Genomic DNA, 21,678 nt, shown 5'->3' on the forward strand with positions numbered 1-21,678 from the left:
GCTCGCCCCTGGTCCGCCGCGCATGGCTATCGCCAGACGGAACGCACACCACTATCATGACTCAGATACTCATGGCACCGCGCCACTGGACTAGACATGTCGCGTCGAATCTGGGGAAATGCGCGCCCTTGTCCGCAGGCCTTCACCCATGCCCATTGTCGAATGAATACGTCTTCGCGCCGCATCATCTGTGAACACTGCGATTCGCTGTTCGAATCGGTGACGTTGGCCCATGGCCAAAAAGCCGAATGCACGCGCTGTGGCGCGGTGCTCGAGCGTGGCCATCGCCTGAGCATCCAGGCGCTGTTCGCCCTCGCCTTGACTGCAGCCATGCTGTTCATGCTGGCCAATGCCTTCCCGGTGATCAGCATCAGCATGGAAGGCCTGAGCAACCAGGCCACCCTGCTCGCTTCGGTCGAGGCGTTGGCTCAAGGGCGCATCACGCCCATGGCCGCCGTCACCGGGCTGACCATCATCCTCGCCCCGCTGTTGCAGATCTGCCTGCTGTGCTGGTTGCTCGGGTTCGCCACTGCAGGGCGCGCCGCGCCCGGTTTTCGCACCTGCATGCGAGCCCTCGAACACCTGCGCCCATGGAGCATGCTCGAAGTCTGCCTGTTGGGCATTCTGGTCGCCATCATCAAGCTGGCCGGCATGCTCGACGTGCATCCTGGCGTCGGCCTGTGGGCGCTGGGCATGGTCACGGTGCTGCTGATCCTGATTTCGGGCAAGGGCATCCGCCGGCTCTGGGATGACCTGGAAGGACAGCTGCGATGAGCGAGCCGGTCTACGCCCGACAAGTCGGCCTGGTGCTGTGCCACACCTGTGGGCATATCTGCCAGACAGGTGAACATCACTGCCCACGCTGCCACTCCACAGTCCACGCACGCAAGCCCGACAGCATTGCCCGTACCTGGGCGCTGCTGATCGCGGCCCTGATCCTGTACATCCCCGCCAACCTGCTGCCGGTGATGCGCACCAACATGTTCGGCAATGCCAGCGAAAACACCATCATGAGTGGTGTCATCGAGTTCTGGCACGGCGGCTCGTGGGACATCGCCGTGCTGATCTTCTTCGCCAGCGTGGTGGTGCCCTGCATGAAGTTCATGATCCTGGGCACGCTGCTGATAACCTGTCAGCGCAAGAGCCACTGGGCCATGCGCGAGCGGGCCCGGCTGTATCGCTTCATCGAGTTGATCGGCTATTGGTCGATGCTCGACGTGCTGGTGGTGGCGCTGGTGGCCGCGCTGGTGCAGTTCCGTTCGCTGAGTTCCATCGACCCGTTGCTGGGTATCGTGTTTTTCGGTCTGGTGGTGGTACTCACCATGCTTGCCGCCATGAGTTTCGATCCCCGGCTCATCTGGGATGTAGAGGTTGAAGATGTCTGATCGTCCAGGTTCCACCCCCCCGTCCCCTGCCGCTGCGCCGGCGGTCAAGACGCGTCGTTTCAATGTCTCGCTGGTGTGGATCGTGCCGATCATCGCCGCCGTGGTGGGCGCCTCGATGCTGATCAGCAACGGCCTCAATGCCGGGCCGCAGATCGAGATCAGCTTTCAGACCGCCATGGGCCTGGAGGCCAACAAGACCCAGGTCAAATACAAGAACGTGGTGATCGGCCAGGTGACCGCCATCGCGCTCAGCGACGACCGCAGCCATGTGGTGGCCAAGGTTGACCTGAACAAGTCCGCCGAAGGCTTCACCGCCGAGGATTCGGTGTTCTGGGTGGTGCGCCCACGCATCGGCGCCAATGGCATTTCCGGCGTCGACACCCTGCTCTCCGGTGCCTTCATCGGCACCGACGCGGGCAGCGCCGAAGAGCGCAAGAAACAGTTCGTCGGCAAGGAAACACCACCGCCGATCACCTATGGCGAGCAAGGCAAGCGGTTCACCCTGCACACCGAGGACCTGGGTTCGCTGGACATCGGCTCGCCAGTCTACTATCGCCGCATCGAAGTCGGCCAGGTGGTGTCGTACCAACTGGCCGAGGACGGCAAGGGTGTCGACGTGGAGATCTTCGTGCATGCGCCCAACGACAAATTCGTTACCACCGACACGCGCTTCTGGAACGCCAGCGGCATCGACCTGACCGTGGGTGCCAGCGGCCTGAAGGTGAACACCGAATCGCTGTCGACCATCCTTGCCGGCGGTGTCGCTTTCGTCGAGCCCAAGTACAGCCCCAACGCGACGCCGGCCACCGAACGCTCACGCTTCGACCTGTTCGGGGATCAGGAAACCGCACTGGCACCGCCCGACGGTGATCCACGCTACATCAGCATGAACTTCAACCAGTCGCTGCGCGGCCTCACGGTCAACGCGCCGGTGGAGTTCATGGGCGTCAACATCGGTCGGGTGGTCTCGGTCAACCTGGACTACGATGCCAAGACCAAGAGTTTTCCCAGCGTGGTCGGCGCGGTGATCTACCCGGATCGCCTGGGCAAGGCGCACGAGAAGCTGCTCAAGCAGATGGGCACCGAGGACGACGAACGTTCGGCCCAGCTGATGTCGGCCTTCGTCAAGCAGGGCCTGCGCGCCCAGGCTCGCAGCGCCAACCTGATCACCGGCCAGTTGTATATCTCGCTGAGCTTCATACCCAATGCCACGCCCGTGGCCTTCGACATGGCCGCTCGCCCGCTGCGCATTCCCACGGTGCCGGGCAGCCTGGACAAGGTTCAGGAACAACTGCAGGGTGTAGTCGACAAGATCAGCAAGCTGCCACTCGACGAGATCGCCACCAACCTCAATGGCAGCCTGAGCGAGATGCAGAAGACCCTGCGTCAGGTCAATGCCGAGGTGCTGCCGCAGATGCGCGGCACCCTGCAACAGACGCAAAAGACGCTCGCCGCGGCGAATTCGACGTTTGCCGACGACTCGCCGGAGCGCCAGCAGCTGAGCCAGGCCATGGATGAAGTTCAGCGCACCGCGCGCTCGGTGCGCGTACTGACCGACTTCCTCAGCCGCAACCCGGAAGCGCTGATCCGTGGCCGCACCAAACAGGGCGAGCCGGACGCCTTCCGCAGCCCGAGCAATACTTCACGTGAAATCCAACCGGAAGCTCAACCATGATCAAACGCACCCTGATGCTGGCCGCAAGCCTGGGCCTGAGTGCCTGCAGCTCGCCGGTCACCCACTACTACACATTGCAGGACACCGCGCCAAGCACCCCGGCCCGCCTGGCCGCGCCGTCGTTCCAATTCGAGATGCTGGGCGTGCGGATGCCGGTGCAGGTCGATCAGCCACAACTGGTGGTGCGGCAGAACCAGGGCAACCTTGCCATTCTGGAAAACGATCGTTGGAGCGCGCCGTTGGCCGATGAGTTTCACGATGCCCTGACCGATCGCCTCGAACGCCAGCTGGGCACGCGAGACCTGGCCGGGCTACCCAAGGACGCGCAGCGCCCGGTGCTGTCGTTGCAGACCGACGTGCGGCGCTTCGACTCGCTGCCGGGGCAATATGCACTGGTCGACGTGGTGTGGAGCCTGGGCCTGCGCGGGGGTGCGCAGCCGCGCCGTAGCTTGACCTGTGCGAGTCAGATCCGCGAAACGGCGGGAGTGGAATTGAGCAGCCTGGTGGTGGCACACCAGCGCGTGATCGATCAATTGGCGAAGCAGATCGCGACGACTGCTCGCCAATGGGTGCAGGGCAGCGGCGCTTGTCCTAGCTGACAGCGCGCGGCACGGTGGCCAGGGCCTTCTCGACACCGTCGAGCAACTGGCCCAGGGTCCAAGGCTTGCGCACGAAGCTGACGGGAATGGTCACGCCGGAGCTTTCCGGTGTTTCGTGCCCCGACATGATCATGATCGGAATCTCGGGCCAGGTCTGTGCCGAATAGTTGGCCAGGCCTGCGCCGTTCATGCTGCCCGGCATCAGGATATCCGTCAGCAACAAACCCACTTCGTTGGAATGCTGGTTCAGAAACGCGAGGGCATGATCCGCAGATTCGACACCCTCGGTCTTCCAACCCTCGTCGGTCAGCAGCTCGCAGACGAATTCGCGAATCACGGCTTCGTCTTCCACCACCAGAACCAGGTTCGCTCCCTTGGAAGCGCCGTCGATGCGCGGCGAATCAGTCATTGCCAAATCCTTCTGTGTACTTGAATTGATTGAGGAAAGTAACCGCCGCGATGGCGACTCCCACACTCAGGTTAGGAGAGCGGAAAAGCCTGCGAATTCCATTTGTCGAGGTTGCGCCGACGAACGGTAACCCGCCCGCCTGGCGCGGCCGCCGCAACGGCGATCAGCGCGGGGTCGCAAGTTCGATTCCGCTGCAGGCATGGGCAAGCCGAGCCGCACATTCCAGACTGTCAGCGCTCGCGCCATGGATAACGTAGAGCACATCGCCCGGCGCCACTGGTGTGCCCTTGTCTACCTTCAGGTCGATGCCGGCGCCCTTGTGCCGGGGCGCTCCGGCGCACCGTGCGATTTCCGCCAGGCGCCAGCCGTCGAACCGGGCCACGTGGCCTGCGCAGGGTGCACGGACGGCGCAGGTCAGCGCGCTGGGCATCACCGGCACCCTGCGCCCCTGGGCGTCGATCATGCGCTCGAACGCAGCAAGGGCGCAGCCTTCGTCCAACAGCTGCTCGGCGCGTCGCCGACCCGCGGCGACGCTGCCGACCTGCGGGTCCCAGGCCAGAATCTGCGCGGCAAACACCAGGGCTTTCTCGCGCAGGTCGGCCGGTGCCTGCACAGCGCCTTCAAGCACCCAGCGTACATCGCGCACTTCGAGCGCCGGCCCGATACCGCGCCCCACCGGCCGCGATCCATCGGTGACGAGCGCCACCACGGTCAGGCCCAGCAACGCACCGACCTGCTCGAACAGCTCGCCCAGTGCCTGCGCCTGCTCGCGGCTTGCAAGCTTGGTACGCGGGCCAAATGGCAGATCGACGATGACATGGGTCGAGCCGGCAGTCAGTTTTTTGGACAGAATGGAGGCCACGGCCCAACGTGTGGAGTCGATGCGCAGCGGGCGTGTGATGGTATTCATCACCTCATCGAGATGTGAATGGTTGAGGCGACCGTTCCAGGCAATGCAGGCGCCGGTGTCGGCCACGCACTGACGCACTTGCGCAGGCGTCAGTTCCACTTCGGCGAGGACTTCCATGGCGTCGGCCGTGCCGGCCGCCGAAGTGATCGCCCGCGACGAGGTCTTGGGCATGGCCAGCCCATGCGCCGCAACGATCGGCACCACGATCAGAGTAATCCGGCTACCGGGGACGCCGCCCATCGAGTGCTTGTCGACCACCATGGGCCGGTCCCAGCGCATGATCGGTGAAAATCGCGTGCGCACCCTGGCCAAGGCCATCACTTCGGCATCCGACAGGTGCTGGCTGGTACTCACCAGGAAGGCGCCGATCTCACTGTCCGTATAGCGACCCTCGATGATGTCGCGCAACAACGATTCGTACTGCGTTTCGTCCAGCGCGTGACCCTGGACCTTGCGCGCCAGCAGTGGATGGCTGGTCGGCAGCCCGGCGTGACGTCGGGCGACGCTCTGCACGGCATCGATGAAACCTTCGATGCCAGCGGCCAGTGTGCCGTCGTTGTCGACGCGCAGGGTTTCGATGTCCGCCGGCAACGTGTCCACTTGACGCAGCACCCGCGCACTGGCCTGCTCGGCGGTCTCCCGCCCGCGTCCCAGAATGCGCGCGGCAAGCACCTCTGGCGCGGCAGTGACCTCGATCACCACCAGATGCGGCACACGCGCCGCGGCCTCGCGGATCATCCTGCGCGAGCCGTTGGCGATGACGTGGTCACCCGCCTCCAACACCTGCAGCAGATCGGCAGACAAGCCATAGCTCAGGCCGTGGGCATGCCAGCTGAGCAGGAACTCGCCGGCCGCGACGCTGGCCTGGAACTGCTCGGCAGTCACTCCCGTGTGGTCTTCGCCGGGTGCGCCGCTTGGGCGGGTGATGGTGCGCCGGGCGAACAGGTACCGACCGCTGCCGCCCAGTCGGGCGCGGGCACCTTCGATGAGCGAGTCCTTCCCCGCTCCGCTTGGGCCGACTACAAAGAAAAAAATGCCCTGCGCCATAGAAGAAGATGCTCCGCCTTGCCCGGACCGATGCCGTCCGGCGTATGGCCGGATCGAGCGTGTGGATGAAAGCGACGCGGCGCGAACCTGCTCGCCGACGCCGGCAGTCTACGCGATTATTTGCGCCCCAGGCTGGCACCCGTGCTGCATGCATCGAGCGCAACGATTATCATCGCCACGCACCGAGCAGTGCGGCGTTCGCGGCATGGACCGCTCCTACGGGATACATCCCGACTTTCTCAATGCTTCAGGAGTTCTTGCATGTCATCCATCTCCGGCCTGCCCGAGCACGCGAGCGCTGAAACGTACCGCAAGATCGTCTGGCGGTTGATCCCGTTCCTGTGCTTCTGCTACCTGGCCTCGTACCTCGACCGCATCAACGTGGGCTTCGCCAAACTGCAGATGCTCGACACCCTGCACATGAGCGAAACCGCCTACGGACTGGGCGCGGGCCTGTTCTTCGTCGGCTACATCCTGTTCGAGGTGCCGAGCAACCTGGTGCTGCAGAAGGTCGGCGCGCGCCTGTGGATCGCGCGCATCATGATCAGTTGGGGCGTGCTCTCCGGGCTGACCATGTTCGTCACCAGCCAATGGCATTTCTACCTTCTGCGGTTTCTGCTGGGTGCCGCCGAAGCCGGGTTTCTGCCGGGCGTGCTGTTCTACCTGAGCCAATGGTTCCCGTCGTACCGACGCAGCCGCATCATCGCCCTGTTCATGATCGGCCTGCCGTTGTCGAGCCTGATCGGCGGCCCCCTTTCCGGCTGGATCATGGGCAGCTTCGACAGTGTCGGCGGCCTGCATAACTGGCAGTGGCTGTTCCTCCTCGAAGCCATTCCCACTGTGATACTGGGCGTGCTCTGCCTGGCCATCCTGCCCAATGGCATTGGCGATGCAACATGGCTGAGCGAGCGCGAGAAACACCAACTGCAGGCGGTGCTGGCCAGGGACGAGAGCGAAAACCGCGGCGGCCACTCGTTTCGTGCAGGCTTTTTCGACATCAAGGTGTGGATGCTCGGCGGCATCGATTTCTCGATTCTGCTGAGCGCCTACGCTATGGGGTTCTGGCTGCCCACGTTCATTCGCAATGCCGGGGTGGCGAATGCCGGCGACATCGGCCTGCTGGTCGCCATTCCCAGCCTTGCCGGGCTGATCGGCATGCTGGCCATCGGCGCCAGTTCGGACCGATACCGCGAGCGGCGCTGGCACATCATCGTGCCTTTCATCGTCGGCGCCGCAGCGATGTTTCTCAGCACCTTCTTCACCCAGAACGTGGCGATCACGGTCCTGCTGTTCTCGGTGGCTTCGCTGGCCATCATTGGCGCAGTGCCGGTGTTCTTCAGCCTGCCGGCGACCTTTCTCAAGGGCACCGCAGCGGCCACCGGTTTCGCCCTGGCCTGTTCGCTGGCCAACATTGCCGGTCTGGTCAGCAATTCCCTGATGGGCGTGGTGATGGACCGTTTCCACAGCCCGCAGATTGCCCTGTGGATCTTCGCCGCCTGCCTGCTGCTCAGTTGCCTGCTGGTGCTGGCATTGCCGGCCAAGACCGTCAATCGCTGAGGGTGAGTGACCCGCGAGCGACTTGCCAGCAGTCTAAGCTAAGAGCCAAAAGGTATTTACAGTTGGTTTTTTAGATCATTTAGGCTTGGGGTCCGGCGTGCCAGCCGGCTCTCCCCTGCCAAGGAATGATCACCATGACCCTGTTCTCACGCCTGTCCAAACCCCTGCTGGCTGCCGCCGTGCTGCTGGCCGCCCTCGGCAGCACCGCCCAGGCCGCAGCGCCCGTCGAGGTTCGCCTGGACTACGCCTACTACTCGCCCACCAGCCTGGTGCTGCGACATTTCGGCTGGCTGGAGAAAGCCCTGCCCGGTACCAAGGTCGACTGGGTGCTCAGCCAAGGCAGCAATCGCTCCCTGGAATACCTCAACGGTGGCAGTATCGACTTTGCCTCGACCGCCGGCCTTGCGGCGGTGCTGAGCCGCGCCAATGGCAGCCCGATCAAGACCGTGTACATCGCCAGCCGCCCGGAATGGACGGCCTTGGCCGTGCGCAAGGACTCGACGATCAAGAGCGTGGCCGATCTCAAGGGCAAGAAGATCGCCGCCACCAAAGGCACCGACCCTTTTCTGTTCACCTTGCGCAGCCTGCAGCAGGCTGGGCTGAGCAAGGATGATGTGGAGCTGGTCCACCTGCAGCATGCCGACGGCCGCATTGCTCTGGAACGTGGCGATGTCGACGCCTGGGCCGGGCTCGACCCGTTGCTGGCGGCCAGCCAATTGCAGGCTGGCTCACAGTTGCTGTATCGCAACATCGAGTTCAACAGCTACGGGGTGATCAGCGTCACCGAAACATTCGCGGCAGAACACGCCGACACCGTCGAGCAGGTCATCAAGGCCTACGAGCAGGCACGTACCTGGGCGCGGGAGCATCCCGACGATCTGGCAGCACTGCTGGCCAAGGAATCCGGCTTGCCGCTGGATGTGGCCAAGCTGCAGCTGTCGCGTACCGACTTCAGCGATGCACAGCCAGGCCCCAAGCAGGTCGAAGCCCTTAAGGCTGCCGCACCGATCCTGACCGCCGAAGGCCTGGTGCGCAAAGGCGTGGACGTCAACGAGGTAGTCGATCGCCTGATCGAGCCGCGCTTCAGCGCTGACGTCATCGGGAAGCCATGAATTCATGAGCACTTCGGAAAAAGCCCTGCCCAGGGGCGCCGCATCGTCCCCTGGGCGTGTATCGACGGCCTGGCGACGCGGCGCCAAGGGCTGGCTGCTGCCCTGCATGATCGTCGCAGTGCTGGAAGTCGTGGTGCGGGCCGGCTGGATTCCCGCCTACCAGATGCCGGCGCCCAGCGATGTGGCACTGACGCTGGTCGAACTGGCGCAGGGCGCGCTGGGCAAGCACGTTCTCGCCAGCGTGGGCCGCGTGCTGGCAGGTTTCGTCATCGGTGCGTCGCTGGCCCTGGTATTTGCCGCCTGGGTGGGCCTGAGCCGGGAAGCCGAGGCCTATCTGGAGCCTACGTTCGCGGGTCTGCGCGCCATACCGAGCCTGGCCTGGGTGCCCTTGTTGCTGCTGTGGCTGGGCATCGACGAGACGTCCAAGATCGTGCTTATTGCCATCGGTGCGTTTTTTCCGGTGTACGTCAACGGCGTTGCCGCCATTCGCAACATCGACCGCAAGCTGGTCGAGGTCGGCCAGATGTATGGTTTCAACGCCCGCCGACTGACCGTGCGTATCCTGTTGCCGGCAGCCATGCCGGGATTGTTCACCGGCCTGCGCAGCGGCCTGAGCATGGCCTGGATGTTTCTGGTCGCCGCCGAATTGATTGCCGCGACCAAAGGCCTGGGTTACCTGCTCAGCGACGGACGCGAAACCTCGCGACCGGACATCGTTCTGGCAGCGATCCTCGCCCTGGCGGTGCTCGGCAAGCTCAGCGATGGCCTGCTTGCGGCCCTCGAGCGACGCTGCGTCAGCTGGCGCGATGCATTCACCGGCGAAGCCTCGGGGAACCGCTCATGAACGATGCCCTGTTGAGCCTCCGTGTCCGGCGCAAAGCATTTGGCGACACGGTGGTGCTCAAGGACCTGGAACTGCAGTTGCAACCCGGTGAGCGGGTCAGCCTGCTGGGGCCCAGTGGTTGCGGCAAAAGTACGCTGCTGCGCATCGCCGCAGGGCTCGATCGGGACTACACCGGTGAGCTCGACAGCGCGGGCGACTCGGTGGCGTTCGTGTTTCAGGAACCGCGGCTGATGCCTTGGCTGAATGTAGAGCGCAACATCGGCTTTCACGATGATGGGCATTATGACCAGGCCTGGGTGCGGCAGCTGATAGACGAAGTGGGACTGGGCGGGTTTGCCAAGGCGCTGCCCAAGGCATTGTCTGGCGGCATGGCGCAGCGGGTGGCGATCGCCCGTGGGCTTTATTCCAGGCCCAAGGTGTTGCTGCTGGACGAGCCGTTCAGTGCCGTGGATGCGTTCACCCGAATGAAGCTGCAGGATTTGTTGCTGGACTTGGCTGAGCGCCATGACATCGCGTTGTTGCTGGTGACTCATGACGTGGATGAGGCGCTATATCTGAGTGATCGGGTGTTGGTGATGGGGCATCGGGGCAGTGGTATAGGCGGTGGGATCGATGTGGATCTGGCGCAGCCGAGGGATCGGCGGGATCCGGTGTTGGCTGAGCTGAGAATACAGGCGCTGACTCAGCTGAAGTCAGCGCATGTGGTTTGATCTTTGTGTATGGCTTGAGGGCCCATTCGCGGGCAGAGCCCGCTCCCACAGGAATCCCGGGTGGACTTGGGAGTATGTGGGAGCGGGGCGGGCGGCGAGCCCTCTGCCCGCGAAGAGGCCCGAGCGGACAAAACAAGGACCGCCAACCGGGCGCAGCCTTACAGAATAGGCTTGCCCCCAGTCACTGCATAGCGCGAACCGGAGATATAGCTGCTCTCATCAGACCCGAGCAACACATAGATAGGCGACACTTCCACCGGCTGCCCCGGGCGACCCAGTGGGGTTTCTTCGCCAAAGGTCTTCACTGCGTCCGGCGGCATGGTCGCCGGAATCAATGGCGTCCAGATCGGGCCCGGTGCCACGCTGTTCACGCGAATGTTTTTCTTGCCTAGCAACTGCGCCAGGCCCGCGGTGAAGTTGGCAATCGCGCCCTTGGTGGTCGCGTAGGGCAGCAGGGTCGGCTTGGGCATGTCCGAGTTGACCGAGCTGGTGTTGATGATCGAACCGCCCGACGGCATGTGCGGCACTGCTGCCTTGCAGATACGAAACATCGCCGTGATGTTGATATCGAAGGTACGCACCCACTCCTCGTCAGGAATCTCGTCCAGGGTTTCGTGGCTCATCTGGAACGCGGCGTTGTTGACCAGAACGTCGATACGGCCGAAACGCTCGACCGTCTTCGCCACGATGGCCAGGCACTGCTCTTTCTCGGCCAGGTCGCCTGGCAAGAGCAGGCACTGACGCCCGGCTTCCTCGACGTAACGCGCGGTATCTTTGGCATCTTCATGCTCATCGAGGTAGGAAATCACCACGTCAGCGCCTTCGCGGGCATAGGCAATCGCCACAGCGCGGCCAATGCCGCTGTCGCCACCGGTGATCAGGGCGACCTTGTTGGCCATCCGTCCTGAGCCCTTGTAGCTGGTTTCGCCACAGTCGGGAACGGGATTCATCTTCGACTGCGTGCCAGGTACCGATTGCTGCTGCGGCTCGAACGGCGGAGTTGGATAGTTGGCCATGGGTATCTCCATAGGTTGGTAAAGAAAAGGTGCGCAAAAAATGCGTTGCGAAAACATCCCTCGAAATGGATACGCGTGCAAAGTCGACTTCCTTGTCGGCGCAAAAGTTTGTTTTTTTTGTGCGGCGCCTGTGCAGGCATGATTGCAGACGCAAGGAATCTCTCGCGCCTGACCGAGTCACAATGGCGTAACCGATGCATTTTCATTCAGCAGTCAGAGAGGCATTCATGAGCAACGTCGAACTTGAGCACGAAGTACTCACCCGTTTGCTGCACGCGCATCCCCACGGCCTGGGCAAGGAAATTCTCGACAATTACCGCGGCGAGAAGGCAGTGGCCGGAATGATCAAGACGCTGCAGGAAAAAGGCCTGATCCAGGGCAAGCCGGTCACGGTCGAAGACCACGAACCCGCGCTCGAATACCCGATAAAACTGAGCAGCGCCGGCGTCGACGCCGCGAAGAAACACGATGCGGAGAAAGGCACCAACCCGCACGCCTGACGATCAGGTAGCGCAGACCTTCAACCCGATCGAACAGCAAAGGGCATCGAGCGTACTCGATGCCCTTTGTCGTGAAGGGGCTTTATTCGGGAAGAAGTAGTACTGACAGGTGAACGGTCACGCGCAGGTAGCGGCCTTGACGAATATCAGCTGCAGGAAGCGGCTGATGTGATCATCCTGCGCATAGGCGTCGGCCAGGCAGGCGCGAGCCTTGTCCAGGTGTTCCTGCAGGCGCCGCTTCACTTCATCCTCACCGCACAGCGCCATGAAGGTCGACTTGCCGTCGTCCTTGCCCTGGTCCTTGGCTGTGGCTGGGCTGTGATCATGAAGATCGTCGTACAGTTGGAAGGCCTGCCCCAGTTCCAGGGCAAAGCACTGCAGCACGGCGCGTGTAGGCGGTGGTGCATCGCTGATCAGGTAGGCCATGTCCATGATTGCGCTGAACAGCACGCCGGTCTTGAGGTTGTTGGTGGCGGCAATTTCCTCTGCGGTGCGCGGGTGCAGGCCTTCGCGCAGGTCTTGCAGCTGACCCCGGGCCAGACCTTGAGCGCCGATGGCGTTGGCCAGTATTTCCACCAACTGGGTTCGAATCGAAGGCTTCAGCCCGTCGATGCCCGCCACCACGGCGAAGGCCCGCGACAACAGCGCCACTGCAGCCAGAATGGCAACGTCTTCGCCAAACGCCAGATGCGTGGTGACACGGCCCCGGCGCAGCCTGGCATCGTCCATGCAGGGCATGTCATCGAGCACCAGCGATGCGGCGTGGACCATTTCCACCGCGCAGCCCAAATCCAGGGCCGCCTGGTCGCTGGCCCCCAAGCCGTTCGACGCCAGGATCAACAGGATCGGACGCATGCGCTTGCCCGGCGCCAGGGCACCATCGCGCATCGCCGTGGCCACGAGGTCGCGCTCATTGCTCGCCGTGGGCAGCAAGGCGTCCAGGCGCGCTTCGATGGTCGTGCGCAACAAGGCCATGTGCTCGGTGAAACCGCTATCGCTGGTCGCAGACGTGTCAGCTGTCATCGTTCCCTCTGTTCTTGTTTCGAGTCCTGCGGCCGCCGGAGACGAGGTATCGGCATGGCCTGGCGCGGGCAGCTGCGCTCCTAAACAAGGAACGACTGCGCAGCGCCGATGCCTGAGCCTGTGAAGATGGACATACGTTATGCGAATATGAGCGCGCCGTACAACTCTCTACCATGGACAGACCGCAGGCGGCCGTAAATGATTCCTGGGCAATGGAGCTGACATGAAGCACGACGAGTTGAGTCGACGCAAGGATGACCACCTGGACATCGTTCTGGACCCGCTCAGGGCCGGTACACGCGTGGGCGCCGGCTGGGACGCGGTGCAGTTCGAACACTGCGCGTTGCCCGAGCTGGACCTGGCGGACATCGACCTGAGCAGCTCATTGCTCGGCATCGACCTGCGCGCGCCGCTGCTGATCAGTTCCATGACCGGTGGCGCCCTGCGCTCCGTGGCGATCAACCGTCACCTCGCCGAAGCGGCGCAGGCGCTGGGCATCGCCATGGGTGTCGGCTCGCAGCGGGTCAGCCTGCAGACCGGCAACGACCAAGGGCTCACCCGCGACCTGCGGCGCATCGCCCCGGACATCCCGCTACTGGCCAACATCGGTGCAGCGCAGTTGCTGGAGAAAGACGGCATGGACCTCGCTCATCGTGCGGTCGACACCCTCGAAGCCAACGGCCTGATCATTCATCTCAACCCGCTGCAAGAAGCGGTACAGCCCGAAGGCGACCGGCACTGGCGCGGCGTGCTGGCGCAGATCGCCCGTGCAGTGACTGTTCTGAAAGTACCGGTGGTGATCAAGGAAGTCGGCGCCGGGCTCTCGGCCAGCGTCGCGCAGACCTTGGTCGAGGCCGGCGTGCAGGTCATCGATGTAGCGGGCGCGGGCGGTACCAGCTGGGCCGCAGTGGAAGGTGAACGCGCCACCCGCGCGGCCGATCGCGCGGTGGCCATGGCATTCGCCGGCTGGGGCATTCCCACGGCGACCTGCATCCAGACCGTGCGCCAGGCCTTGCCGCAGGTACGCTTGATTGCCTCGGGCGGCGTTCGCGATGGCGTCGATGCAGCCAAGGCCATTCGCCTGGGCGCGGACATCGTTGGCCAGGCCGCTGCCGTGCTGCCAGGCGCAACGCTGTCCACCGAAGCGGTGATCGAACACTTCGAGGTGGTCATCCGCCAACTGCGCGTGGCCTGTTTCTGTACCGGCTCGGCCAATCTGTCAGGCCTGCGCCAGGCCCGCCTGCTGGGTCCGCAGGCCCTGCCTCGATGAGCCACTTCGGCGTCGTGGCGCCCGCCTACTACAGTCATTTTCACGCCCTGCAGGCTTTGGCTGAGGAATTGATGCGACGAGGCCACCGTGTCACGTTCTTCCACCAGGCGGACGCCGCGCGCTGGGTCACGGCTCCCGGTATCGGCTTCGCAGTGCTGGGCCAGGCCAGCCATCCGCCCGGCAGCCTGCAGCGCAGCCTGCGTCTGGCGGCAAACCCAGGCACACCGTGGGGCCTGCGGCAGATCATCGAGCAATTGGCAGCGACCACCCGCATGTTCTGTGACGAGCTGCCCGCAGCCTTGGCGCAACACGGCGTCGACGCTCTGCTGTGCGACCAGATGGAGGCTGCCGGCGGCCTGGTCGCGGAAAGCCTGGGGCTGCCCTTCGTGTCGATAGCCTGCGCGCTGCCGGTCAACCGTGAGCCGGGCCTGCCGTTGCCGGTCATGCCCTTCGCCTATGCCACGGACGAGCGCAGCCTGCACATGTACCGCGGCAGCACCCAGGTCTACGATTGGTTGATGAAGCCCCATGCGCGCGCCATCCAGAGCGCTGCGAAAACCCTCGGCCTGGCGCCACGCAGTGCGTTGCACGAATGTCTTTCGCCACTGGCGCAGATCAGCCAGACCCTGGCCGGCTTCGACTTTCCCCGCCAGCACGCCCCGCCCCACCTGCACGCCGTCGGCCCGCTGCGCAACGCTGCCATTCAGGCCCAGGGGCACTGGCCAATCGACCCGCAACGCCCGTTCGTCTTCGCCAGCCTGGGCACCCTGCAAGGCCAGCGCCTGGCCATGTTCGAGCAGATCGCCAAAGCCTGTCGACGACTCGACGGGCAATTGCTGATTGCTCACTGCGGCCTGCTCGACCCTGCTGCGGAGCAACGCCTGCACCGCTTGGGCGCAACATGGGTGACCGATTTCGCCCCGCAGCAGTGGGCCCTGGAGCAGGCCGATGCGGTGATCACCCACGGCGGGTTGAATACGGTCATGGATGCCATCGCCAGCTCGACGCCCATGCTGGTGATGCCCATCGCCTTCGACCAGCCAGGCGTGGCGGCGCGGGTGCGCCATCACGGCCTCGGCCGCCATTTGCAACGCCGCGCGCGGTCTTCGCGCATTGCCCAGGTGCTGCGCGAGGTACTCGACATGCCGACACCGGCCTTTGCCCGCTTGAAGGCAGAACTGGCCAGCGCGGGTGGCACGGCCAAGGCGGCGGCTGTCGTCGAAACCGCAGTGCGCACGCGGCAACCCGTAGTGGCCGGAGCCCCGTTATGACCTACGACCTGATCCTCGCCGGTGCCGGCCTGGCCAATGGCCTGATAGCCTGGCGACTGCGCCAGGTGCGCCCAGAACTGAAGGTACTGTGCATCGATTCGCAGCAGAGCCTGGGCGGCAACCATACCTGGTCGTTCCACGATGGCGACCTGAGCGCCGAGCAGCACCACTGGATCGAACCCCTGGTGGTCAAGCGCTGGCCTTGCTACCAGGTACATTTCGCCGAGGTCTCGCGGCGACTCGACAGCGGCTACGCCAGCATCACCAGCGAGCGCTTTGCCGAGGTCATCACCCAGGCCCTGAGCTCGAGCCTGCGCCTGGGCGAAACCATTGCCGAACTGGGCCCGCGACACGTGCGCCTGGCCAGTGGCGAGACGCTGCAGGCCCAGGCGGTGATCGACGGCCGCGGCGTGCAGCCCAGCCGCCACCTGGTGCTGGGCCAGCAGGCATTCGTCGGCCAGCTGCTGCGCCTGCAACAGCCCCACGGCCTGCTGGGGCCAATCATCATGGACGCGCGGGTCAGCCAGGGCGAAGGCTATCGCTTCGTCTACGTGCTGCCCTTTTCGGCCGATACGGTGCTGGTCGAAGACACCCATTACGTGGATCGCCACACCTTGAGCTGCGATCAGTTGCGCGAGCATATCGCCGACTACGTGCGCTGGCAGGGCTGGACAATCGCCGAGTGCCTGCGCGAAGAACAGGGCGTGCTGCCGATCACCCTGGCCGGCGATTTCGATGCGTTCTGGCAGCAAGCCGCCGGCCAACCCCTTTCCGGCCTGCGCGCCGGCCTGTTTCACTGCACCACAGGCTATTCGCTGCCCCATGCTGTGCGCCTGGCCCAGTGGCTGGCGGAGCAGACCGACCTGGACGCCGACCGCCTGTTCACGGGTATCCGCGAACATGCACGCCAGCAATGGCAGGCGCAGGGTTTCTATCGCCTGCTCAACCGCATGTTGTTCCTGGCCGGCAAGCCTCAGGATCGCTGGCGGGTGATGCAACGCTTCTACCGCTTGTCGCCCGCGCTGATCAGCCGATTCTATGCAGGCCAAAACCACTGGCGTGACCGCGCCCGGATTCTCGTCGGCAAGCCTCCCGTGCCCGTCGACGAGGCCGTGCGCGCCGCCCTCAGATCTTCTCCCCGGCAGTTCGAGAACCCCCATGAATCCAGCTAAAACCGCCATCGTCATCGGCGCAGGCTTCGGCGGCCTGGCCCTGGCGATCCGTCTGCAGGCCGCAGGCATCCACACCACCTTGCTGGAAAAGCGTGACCAGCCCGGAGGCCGAGCCTATGTCTACCGCGACCAGGGCTTCACCTTCGACGCCGGCCCGACCGTGATCACCGACCCTTCGGCCATCGAAGAGCTGTTCACCTTCAGTGGCAAGCGCATGGCCGACTACGTCGATCTGCTGCCGGTCAAGCCGTTCTACCGGCTGTGCTGGGAAGACGGCACGAAGTTCGACTACGCCAACGACCAGGCCGAACTGGACCGCCAGATCCATGCCCTGAACCCACCGGACGTCGCCGGCTACCAGCGCTTCCTGGCCTACTCCCAGGCGGTATTCAAGGAAGGCTACCTCAAGCTTGGCGCGGTGCCCTTCCTGTCGTTTCGCGACATGCTCCAGGCGGGTCCGCAACTGGCTCGGTTGCAGGCGTGGCGCAGCGTCTACTCGATGGTTTCAAGCTTCATCGAGCATGATCAGTTGCGCCAGGCATTCTCGTTCCACTCGCTGCTGGTGGGCGGCAACCCGTTCGCCACCTCGTCCATCTACACCCTGATCCATGCCCTGGAACGCGAATGGGGCGTGTGGTTTCCCAAGGGCGGCACCGGCGCGCTGGTGCAAGGCATGGTCAAGCTGTTTCAGGACCTGGGCGGTACCGTGGAGTTGAATGCCGAAGTGGCGAAGATCGACGTCGAGCACGATCGGGCCACGGCAGTGCATGCGCGCGACGGCCGCTGCTGGCGCGCCGACTGCCTGGCCTCGAACGCCGACGTGGTGCATACCTACGCCGACCTGCTGGGCGAGCACCCGCGCGGTCGACGCGAGGGCAAGCGCCTGAAGGGCAAGCGCTTCAGCAACTCGCTGTTCGTCATCCATTTCGGCCTGAAGCGCCCACAACCGCAGTTGCAACACCACACGGTGTGCTTCGGTGCGCGCTACCAGGCGTTGATCCACGAGATTTTCAACGGCGCCGAACTGGCGACGGATTTCTCTCTGTACCTGCATGCGCCCTGCGTCACCGACCCCAGCCTGGCGCCACCCGGCTGTTCGAGCCACTACGTATTGTCGCCGGTTCCGCACCTGGGCAATGCAGCCATCGACTGGTCGGTGCAGGGCCCGCTGTACCGCGACCGGATTTTCGAATACCTGGAAGAGCACTACATTCCCGGCTTGCGCGAAGATCTGGTCACCTGCCGCATCTTCACCCCGGATGATTTCCAGAGCGAACTCAACGCGCACCTGGGCTCGGCGTTTTCGCTCGAGCCGGTGCTGCAGCAGAGTGCCTGGTTCCGCCCGCACAACCGCGATGCGCAGTTGAACAACGTCTATCTGGTCGGTGCCGGCACCCATCCAGGCGCCGGGGTGCCGGGTGTGATCGGCTCGGCCAAGGCGACTGCCGGGCTGATGATCGCGGACCTGCATTCATGAGCACGCCGGCGCCGGATCCGGCGCTGCGCGAACATGCCGAGCAGAGCATCGCCGTGGGTTCGAAAAGCTTCGCTGCAGCCGCCAAACTGTTCGACGAACGCACGCGGCGCAGTGCGGTGATGCTGTATGCCTGGTGCCGCCATTGCGACGACGTGATCGACGGACAACAGGCCGGCCACGACGCGGTATCGATCAGCGCTGAGGAAGCGCAGCGGCGGCTGGCCCTGCTGCAGGCCCAGACCCGTGCGGTGTACGCCGGGGAGCCTGCCGGCGAACCAGCGTTTGCCGCGTTCGCCGAGGTCGTGCGCGAGCACGGCATTCCCGAACACAACGCAATGGAACACCTGGCCGGGTTTGAAATGGACGTGGTGGACCGCCGCTATCACACCCAGGACGACACGCTGCAGTACTGCTACCACGTGGCTGGCGTGGTCGGCCTGATGATGGCGCGGGTCATGGGCACTGACGATCCACGCACCCTGGATCGGGCCTGTGACCTGGGGCTGGCGTTCCAGCTGACCAATATTGCCCGAGACATCGTCGAAGACGCGCGTATCGGCCGCTGCTACCTGCCCGCGCAGTGGTTGGACGAGTTGAACATTCCGCTGCAGGCACTGGCCGCGCCTGAGCACCGACCGGCCGTGGCAGTGCTCGCCCAGCGCCTGGTCAACCTGGCCGAACCCTACTACGCCAGCGCCCAGGCCGGCCTGGCGGCCCTGCCCTGGCGCTCGGCCTGGGCCGTGGCGACCGCCGCCGCGGTGTACCGACAGATCGGCGTGAAGGTGGTTGCGGCGGGCAGCCATGCCTGGGATGCCCGCATTTCAACCTCGAAGGCGGAGAAGCTGGCAGCCGTGAGCCAGGGCGGATGGCGCGCCGTCAGCGCTCGCTGGCGGCAGTGGCCGCAGCGCCCTGCGCAGCTGTGGAGTCGGCCTCGTCCGCCTTGCGCAGCGGCCCCTGGTGCAGTGCGCGAAGCTGAGCACGCAAACGCGTCGTAGAAGGCGCGAACAGAAAGCCGAAGGAGACGCAGCGCTCCTTGCCCTCTACCGCGTGGTGCATCAAGTGCGCCTGGTAGAGGCGCTTGAGGTAACCACGCCGGGGCACCAGGTGGAACGGCCAGCGCCGGTGCACCAGCCCATCGTGAACCACGAAATACAGTGCGCCATAGGCAGTCATGCCCGCGCCGATCCACTCCAGCGGATGCAGGCCCTGGGTCCCCAGGGCAATCAGCACGATTGCCAGCCCTGCGAACACCACCGCGTACAGGTCGTTCTTCTCGAACCAGCCGGTGCGGGGCTCGTGATGGGAACGATGCCAGCCCCAGCCCCAACCATGCATGAGGTACTTGTGGGCCAGGTAGGCAACGCCTTCCATGGCCGCCAAGGTGATGAAAAAAACCAGGCTGTTGAGGATCACTGCTGCTCTCTGCCAAAGCGGGTAGGCCACTATCTTAACGCAACCGGCGCGACCCTGGCCGCCTGCTCATCGCTTGGTCAGCGCAAGGTCCAGGAAATGCCCGCGTAGACACCCAGGCCGTCGCCGGGGGTCGAGCGCGCCACGTCACGGCCCTGATCGTCATAGCCCGGAGTGACGGTGCTGGCATAGCGTTTGTTGGTCAGGTTGCGAACGTCCAGCCAGGTTTGCCAGGTGTCGCCCGGCGCGGCGTAGCCCAGGCTGGCACCGAACAGGGTATACGGCGCCGCGTAATAGGAATTGGCGTAGTCCACGGCAATGCGTGAGGCGTGTTGCACGTTGAGGCCGGTGTACACACCGCTGGGGTGGTCGTAGCGCAGTTCGGCCTGATAGTAATGCTCGGGCAGGCCGGGGAGACGGTTGTCACCGAACCGCGCATCGTTACGGTAGTGGAAGTCACTGTAGGTATAGGTTTGCCGCAGTGCCAGGCGGCCGGCCTGGTGGCCGTCCCACAAGGGGCTGTCCAGTGCCAGCTCGATACCTTGATGCACCGTCGGGCTGGCATTGGCCTCGCCAATCACTTGCGAGCGCGTGGCCGTGGCGGCCTGGGTCTCGACGCTGAGCAGTTCGTGACGCACCTGCGAGTAATACCAGGCCAGGTCCCATTGGCCGAACCAGGCCTCCCCTCGCCCGCCCAGTTCCAGGGTGGTCGCGCTCTGGTTGTCGAGTTCGACGCCGTTGCTCTGCAAACCCGTGGCCGCACCGCTGCCCACCGCGAAGTAGCGGTTGGAGCCCCAGATCATCGACCACGGGTGCGGCGGTTCCACCGAACGACTGAGGTTGCCGAACACCTGCAACTGCGGGCTGTAGTCGTAGCGCAGGCCCAGGCGTGGCGCGTAGTCCCAGGCATGCAGGCTGACGCGGTCGTTGGTCACCGGGTAACTGACTTCCGTCTCGCGACGCGTGTATAGGGCGGCCAGTCCACTGGTCAGCCAGAGGTCCGGCAGCAGCTCCAGTTCGTTGCTGACGTACAGCGTATGGTCGGAGCCTTGGTAGCTGTAATCGCGGGTCCGCGTGCCAGGTGTATACCCAGCCGTGTTGCCGACCGGCACGCGGACGAATTCCGACACTCCGGAATTGGGCAATGCCTTGGTGCTGCGCCACCCCACTGTGGTCTTGCTGACATGCCCGAGCAGGTCGTCCTGGCGCACATAGTTCAACGTGCCGCTGACATCGGTGTAGGCCACCTTCATCCGATTGGTGCCTTCGCGCAGGTCCATCGGGTAGTCGTGATAGACCACCCCGGCTTCCAGGCGGGCACCGTCATCCAGGTGCCAGGTGGTCTTGTTGGCCAGCCAGGTACTGCCCGGCTGGATGCGCTTGGAGTCGCGCGCCAGGTTCAAGCCATTGGCCGCGCGAGGGTCGTGGGCGATCTGCCCGCGGGTCAGTCTGCCGGGCGTGTCGTTGTCGGTCTCGCGATAGCGGAAGAAAAACCGGGTCTCCAACTGCGGGCTGAAGCGATAGCCGAAGTTGCCTGCAGCGCCACGGCTGCCGCCGGCGCTCTGGTCCTGGAAGCCGTCGTAGCTGGAATCGGTCACGCTGAAATAATAGTCGGCATCCCCCAGCACCTCGCCGGAACTGACCTGGCGCTTGCTGTAGCCATGGCTGCCCACTTCGTAGCGCAGCTGCAATCTGGCGGCGTCGTAGCCGGTACGCGTGACATAGTTGATGGCGCCGCCCAGGGCCAGCGCGCCACGGTCGAAGCCATTGGCTCCGCGCAGCACCTCGACACGGCTCAGCCACAGCGGTTCGAGCAACTCATAGGGCGTGCCACCAGGGCCGGTCAGCGGCAGGCCGTCGAACATCTGGTACAGCCCCGAAGAATGCGCGCCGGGACCGCGGTTGATGCCCGAACCACGTATGGAGATTTTCGCACCTTCGTTGTTGGCAGCGCGGGCATAGATGCCTGCCTGATTCCTGAACAAGTCTTCATTGCCCGCCAGCCGCCCGCGCTCACTCGCTTCGGCGTCGATCAGATTGGTACCGCCCGGGACCGAGTGCAATGCCAGACCTGCCTCGTCCAGCTCGCTCACGCGGGCCTCGCTGACCTCGACAGCCGGCAACTCCATGACCTGTGCCGCGAGGGCACACGAAGGTGCGCCGAACACGGCAGCCAAGCCCAAGGCAGGCCATCGGGGCGAGCGTGACAGGGCAATCGAAGACAGGCAGTGGGGACGGCCCCCGACATGAAGACGGGGCGCAGAGGGTTGCGGCATGGAACGGATCCTTGA

General features: G+C 64.4%; 20 protein-coding genes. 14 read left to right on the forward strand and 6 right to left on the reverse strand.

Translation table 11 applies throughout. From position 1 onward, the window contains the following. Window positions 1-162 precede the first annotated feature (162 nt). The 4 genes from IFT44_RS04165 to IFT44_RS04180 are packed head-to-tail and all read left to right on the forward strand — an operon-like array spanning window position 163 to window position 3,659. Window positions 163-774 (forward strand): paraquat-inducible protein A, encoded by a 612-nt coding sequence (locus IFT44_RS04165; RefSeq protein WP_185794136.1) that lies wholly within the window; start codon window positions 163-165, stop codon window positions 772-774. Further along, window positions 771-1,385 carry a paraquat-inducible protein A gene (locus IFT44_RS04170; RefSeq protein WP_192059842.1) on the forward strand — a complete coding sequence of 205 codons (615 nt, stop codon included), beginning with the start codon at window positions 771-773 and terminating at the stop codon, window positions 1,383-1,385. Before IFT44_RS04165 ends, IFT44_RS04170 begins: the two co-directional genes overlap by 4 nt. Continuing rightward, window positions 1,378-3,060, forward strand: coding sequence for a PqiB family protein (locus IFT44_RS04175; RefSeq protein ID WP_192175460.1), 1,683 nt, complete (start codon window positions 1,378-1,380; stop codon window positions 3,058-3,060). Before IFT44_RS04170 ends, IFT44_RS04175 begins: the two co-directional genes overlap by 8 nt. Further along, window positions 3,057-3,659, forward strand: a complete 603-nt coding sequence (locus tag IFT44_RS04180) for a PqiC family protein (RefSeq protein WP_185793046.1) — start codon at window positions 3,057-3,059, stop codon at window positions 3,657-3,659. Before IFT44_RS04175 ends, IFT44_RS04180 begins: the two co-directional genes overlap by 4 nt. On the opposite strand, the gene IFT44_RS04185 is transcribed toward IFT44_RS04180, so the two are convergent. Further along, window positions 3,652-4,068 carry a response regulator gene (locus IFT44_RS04185; RefSeq protein WP_122477379.1) on the reverse strand — a complete coding sequence of 139 codons (417 nt, stop codon included), beginning with the start codon at window positions 4,066-4,068 and terminating at the stop codon, window positions 3,652-3,654. The two genes, IFT44_RS04180 and IFT44_RS04185, sit on opposite strands and share 8 nt — an antisense overlap. 163 nt (window positions 4,069-4,231) lie before the next feature. After that, window positions 4,232-6,025, reverse strand: coding sequence for a phosphonate metabolism protein/1,5-bisphosphokinase (PRPP-forming) PhnN (gene phnN, locus IFT44_RS04190; protein WP_192175461.1), 1,794 nt, complete (start codon window positions 6,023-6,025; stop codon window positions 4,232-4,234). 261 nt (window positions 6,026-6,286) lie between these two features. Between phnN and IFT44_RS04195 the strand changes: the two genes are divergently transcribed. From IFT44_RS04195 to IFT44_RS04210, 4 genes are all read left to right on the forward strand, one after another. After that, window positions 6,287-7,582: an MFS transporter gene (locus tag IFT44_RS04195; RefSeq protein ID WP_192175462.1), complete on the forward strand. Its 1,296-nt coding sequence runs from the start codon at window positions 6,287-6,289 to the stop codon at window positions 7,580-7,582. 134 nt (window positions 7,583-7,716) lie between these two features. Beyond that, complete coding sequence (locus IFT44_RS04200) at window positions 7,717-8,694, forward strand: aliphatic sulfonate ABC transporter substrate-binding protein (protein WP_192175463.1); 978 nt, start codon at window positions 7,717-7,719, stop codon at window positions 8,692-8,694. Window positions 8,695-8,698: 4 nt separating this feature from the next. Beyond that, the gene (locus IFT44_RS04205; protein ID WP_192175464.1) at window positions 8,699-9,538 is read left to right on the forward strand and encodes an ABC transporter permease; all 840 of its coding nucleotides are present in this window, start codon (window positions 8,699-8,701) and stop codon (window positions 9,536-9,538) included. Beyond that, window positions 9,535-10,248, forward strand: coding sequence for an ABC transporter ATP-binding protein (locus IFT44_RS04210; RefSeq protein WP_192175465.1), 714 nt, complete (start codon window positions 9,535-9,537; stop codon window positions 10,246-10,248). Before IFT44_RS04205 ends, IFT44_RS04210 begins: the two co-directional genes overlap by 4 nt. A gap of 158 nt (window positions 10,249-10,406) precedes the next feature. Here the strand turns inward: IFT44_RS04210 and IFT44_RS04215 are convergent, their stop codons facing one another. Continuing rightward, complete coding sequence (locus IFT44_RS04215) at window positions 10,407-11,264, reverse strand: SDR family oxidoreductase (RefSeq protein WP_122477369.1); 858 nt, start codon at window positions 11,262-11,264, stop codon at window positions 10,407-10,409. 227 nt (window positions 11,265-11,491) lie between these two features. Between IFT44_RS04215 and IFT44_RS04220 the strand changes: the two genes are divergently transcribed. Continuing rightward, window positions 11,492-11,764, forward strand: a complete 273-nt coding sequence (locus tag IFT44_RS04220) for a hypothetical protein (RefSeq protein WP_192175466.1) — start codon at window positions 11,492-11,494, stop codon at window positions 11,762-11,764. A 117-nt stretch (window positions 11,765-11,881) separates the two neighbouring features. Here the strand turns inward: IFT44_RS04220 and IFT44_RS04225 are convergent, their stop codons facing one another. Then, window positions 11,882-12,787, reverse strand: coding sequence for a polyprenyl synthetase family protein (locus IFT44_RS04225; RefSeq protein WP_185793039.1), 906 nt, complete (start codon window positions 12,785-12,787; stop codon window positions 11,882-11,884). Window positions 12,788-13,010: 223 nt separating this feature from the next. Here IFT44_RS04225 and fni point away from each other — a divergent pair, with 223 nt between their 5' ends. Genes fni through IFT44_RS04250 form a run of 5 tightly spaced genes read left to right on the forward strand, consistent with a single transcriptional unit; the run spans window position 13,011 to window position 18,972 of the window. Next, the gene (fni, locus tag IFT44_RS04230) at window positions 13,011-14,057 is read left to right on the forward strand and encodes a type 2 isopentenyl-diphosphate Delta-isomerase (RefSeq protein WP_192175467.1); all 1,047 of its coding nucleotides are present in this window, start codon (window positions 13,011-13,013) and stop codon (window positions 14,055-14,057) included. Beyond that, the gene (locus IFT44_RS04235; protein ID WP_192175468.1) at window positions 14,054-15,328 is read left to right on the forward strand and encodes a glycosyltransferase; all 1,275 of its coding nucleotides are present in this window, start codon (window positions 14,054-14,056) and stop codon (window positions 15,326-15,328) included. The genes fni and IFT44_RS04235 overlap by 4 nt, the downstream gene beginning before the upstream one ends. Further along, window positions 15,325-16,500, forward strand: coding sequence for a lycopene beta-cyclase CrtY (gene crtY / locus IFT44_RS04240; RefSeq protein ID WP_192137439.1), 1,176 nt, complete (start codon window positions 15,325-15,327; stop codon window positions 16,498-16,500). The genes IFT44_RS04235 and crtY overlap by 4 nt, the downstream gene beginning before the upstream one ends. Then, window positions 16,487-17,977 carry a phytoene desaturase gene (locus IFT44_RS04245; RefSeq protein WP_192175469.1) on the forward strand — a complete coding sequence of 497 codons (1,491 nt, stop codon included), beginning with the start codon at window positions 16,487-16,489 and terminating at the stop codon, window positions 17,975-17,977. The genes crtY and IFT44_RS04245 overlap by 14 nt, the downstream gene beginning before the upstream one ends. Continuing rightward, entirely contained in the window at window positions 17,974-18,972 is a 999-nt protein-coding gene (locus tag IFT44_RS04250; protein ID WP_185793034.1) for a phytoene/squalene synthase family protein, read from the forward strand. Before IFT44_RS04245 ends, IFT44_RS04250 begins: the two co-directional genes overlap by 4 nt. Here the strand turns inward: IFT44_RS04250 and IFT44_RS04255 are convergent. Continuing rightward, window positions 18,854-19,390, reverse strand: a complete 537-nt coding sequence (locus tag IFT44_RS04255) for a sterol desaturase family protein (protein ID WP_122477356.1) — start codon at window positions 19,388-19,390, stop codon at window positions 18,854-18,856. The two genes, IFT44_RS04250 and IFT44_RS04255, sit on opposite strands and share 119 nt — an antisense overlap. A 77-nt stretch (window positions 19,391-19,467) precedes the next feature. Continuing rightward, window positions 19,468-21,663, reverse strand: coding sequence for a TonB-dependent receptor family protein (locus IFT44_RS04260; protein ID WP_244652077.1), 2,196 nt, complete (start codon window positions 21,661-21,663; stop codon window positions 19,468-19,470). Between the last annotated feature and the right edge of the window lie 15 nt (window positions 21,664-21,678).

Origin of the sequence: Pseudomonas sp. CFBP 13710, from assembly GCF_014842235.1 — a bacterium.
Taxonomy (GTDB): domain Bacteria; phylum Pseudomonadota; class Gammaproteobacteria; order Pseudomonadales; family Pseudomonadaceae; genus Aquipseudomonas; species Aquipseudomonas baltica.

Bases quoted from the DNA above. Each gene is read 5' to 3' on its own strand.
- IFT44_RS04165 (WP_185794136.1), top strand. From the start codon at position 163: ATGAATACGTCTTCGCGCCGCATCATCTGTGAACACTGCGATTCGCTG.
- IFT44_RS04170 (WP_192059842.1), top strand. From the start codon at position 771: ATGAGCGAGCCGGTCTACGCCCGACAAGTCGGCCTGGTGCTGTGCCAC.
- IFT44_RS04175 (WP_192175460.1), top strand. From the start codon at position 1,378: ATGTCTGATCGTCCAGGTTCCACCCCCCCGTCCCCTGCCGCTGCGCCG.
- IFT44_RS04180 (WP_185793046.1), top strand. From the start codon at position 3,057: ATGATCAAACGCACCCTGATGCTGGCCGCAAGCCTGGGCCTGAGTGCC.
- IFT44_RS04185 (WP_122477379.1), bottom strand. From the start codon at position 4,068: ATGACTGATTCGCCGCGCATCGACGGCGCTTCCAAGGGAGCGAACCTG.
- phnN (WP_192175461.1), bottom strand. From the start codon at position 6,025: ATGGCGCAGGGCATTTTTTTCTTTGTAGTCGGCCCAAGCGGAGCGGGG.
- IFT44_RS04195 (WP_192175462.1), top strand. From the start codon at position 6,287: ATGTCATCCATCTCCGGCCTGCCCGAGCACGCGAGCGCTGAAACGTAC.
- IFT44_RS04200 (WP_192175463.1), top strand. From the start codon at position 7,717: ATGACCCTGTTCTCACGCCTGTCCAAACCCCTGCTGGCTGCCGCCGTG.
- IFT44_RS04205 (WP_192175464.1), top strand. From the start codon at position 8,699: ATGAGCACTTCGGAAAAAGCCCTGCCCAGGGGCGCCGCATCGTCCCCT.
- IFT44_RS04210 (WP_192175465.1), top strand. From the start codon at position 9,535: ATGAACGATGCCCTGTTGAGCCTCCGTGTCCGGCGCAAAGCATTTGGC.
- IFT44_RS04215 (WP_122477369.1), bottom strand. From the start codon at position 11,264: ATGGCCAACTATCCAACTCCGCCGTTCGAGCCGCAGCAGCAATCGGTA.
- IFT44_RS04220 (WP_192175466.1), top strand. From the start codon at position 11,492: ATGAGCAACGTCGAACTTGAGCACGAAGTACTCACCCGTTTGCTGCAC.
- IFT44_RS04225 (WP_185793039.1), bottom strand. From the start codon at position 12,787: ATGACAGCTGACACGTCTGCGACCAGCGATAGCGGTTTCACCGAGCAC.
- fni (WP_192175467.1), top strand. From the start codon at position 13,011: ATGAAGCACGACGAGTTGAGTCGACGCAAGGATGACCACCTGGACATC.
- IFT44_RS04235 (WP_192175468.1), top strand. From the start codon at position 14,054: ATGAGCCACTTCGGCGTCGTGGCGCCCGCCTACTACAGTCATTTTCAC.
- crtY (WP_192137439.1), top strand. From the start codon at position 15,325: ATGACCTACGACCTGATCCTCGCCGGTGCCGGCCTGGCCAATGGCCTG.
- IFT44_RS04245 (WP_192175469.1), top strand. From the start codon at position 16,487: ATGAATCCAGCTAAAACCGCCATCGTCATCGGCGCAGGCTTCGGCGGC.
- IFT44_RS04250 (WP_185793034.1), top strand. From the start codon at position 17,974: ATGAGCACGCCGGCGCCGGATCCGGCGCTGCGCGAACATGCCGAGCAG.
- IFT44_RS04260 (WP_244652077.1), bottom strand. From the start codon at position 21,663: ATGCCGCAACCCTCTGCGCCCCGTCTTCATGTCGGGGGCCGTCCCCAC.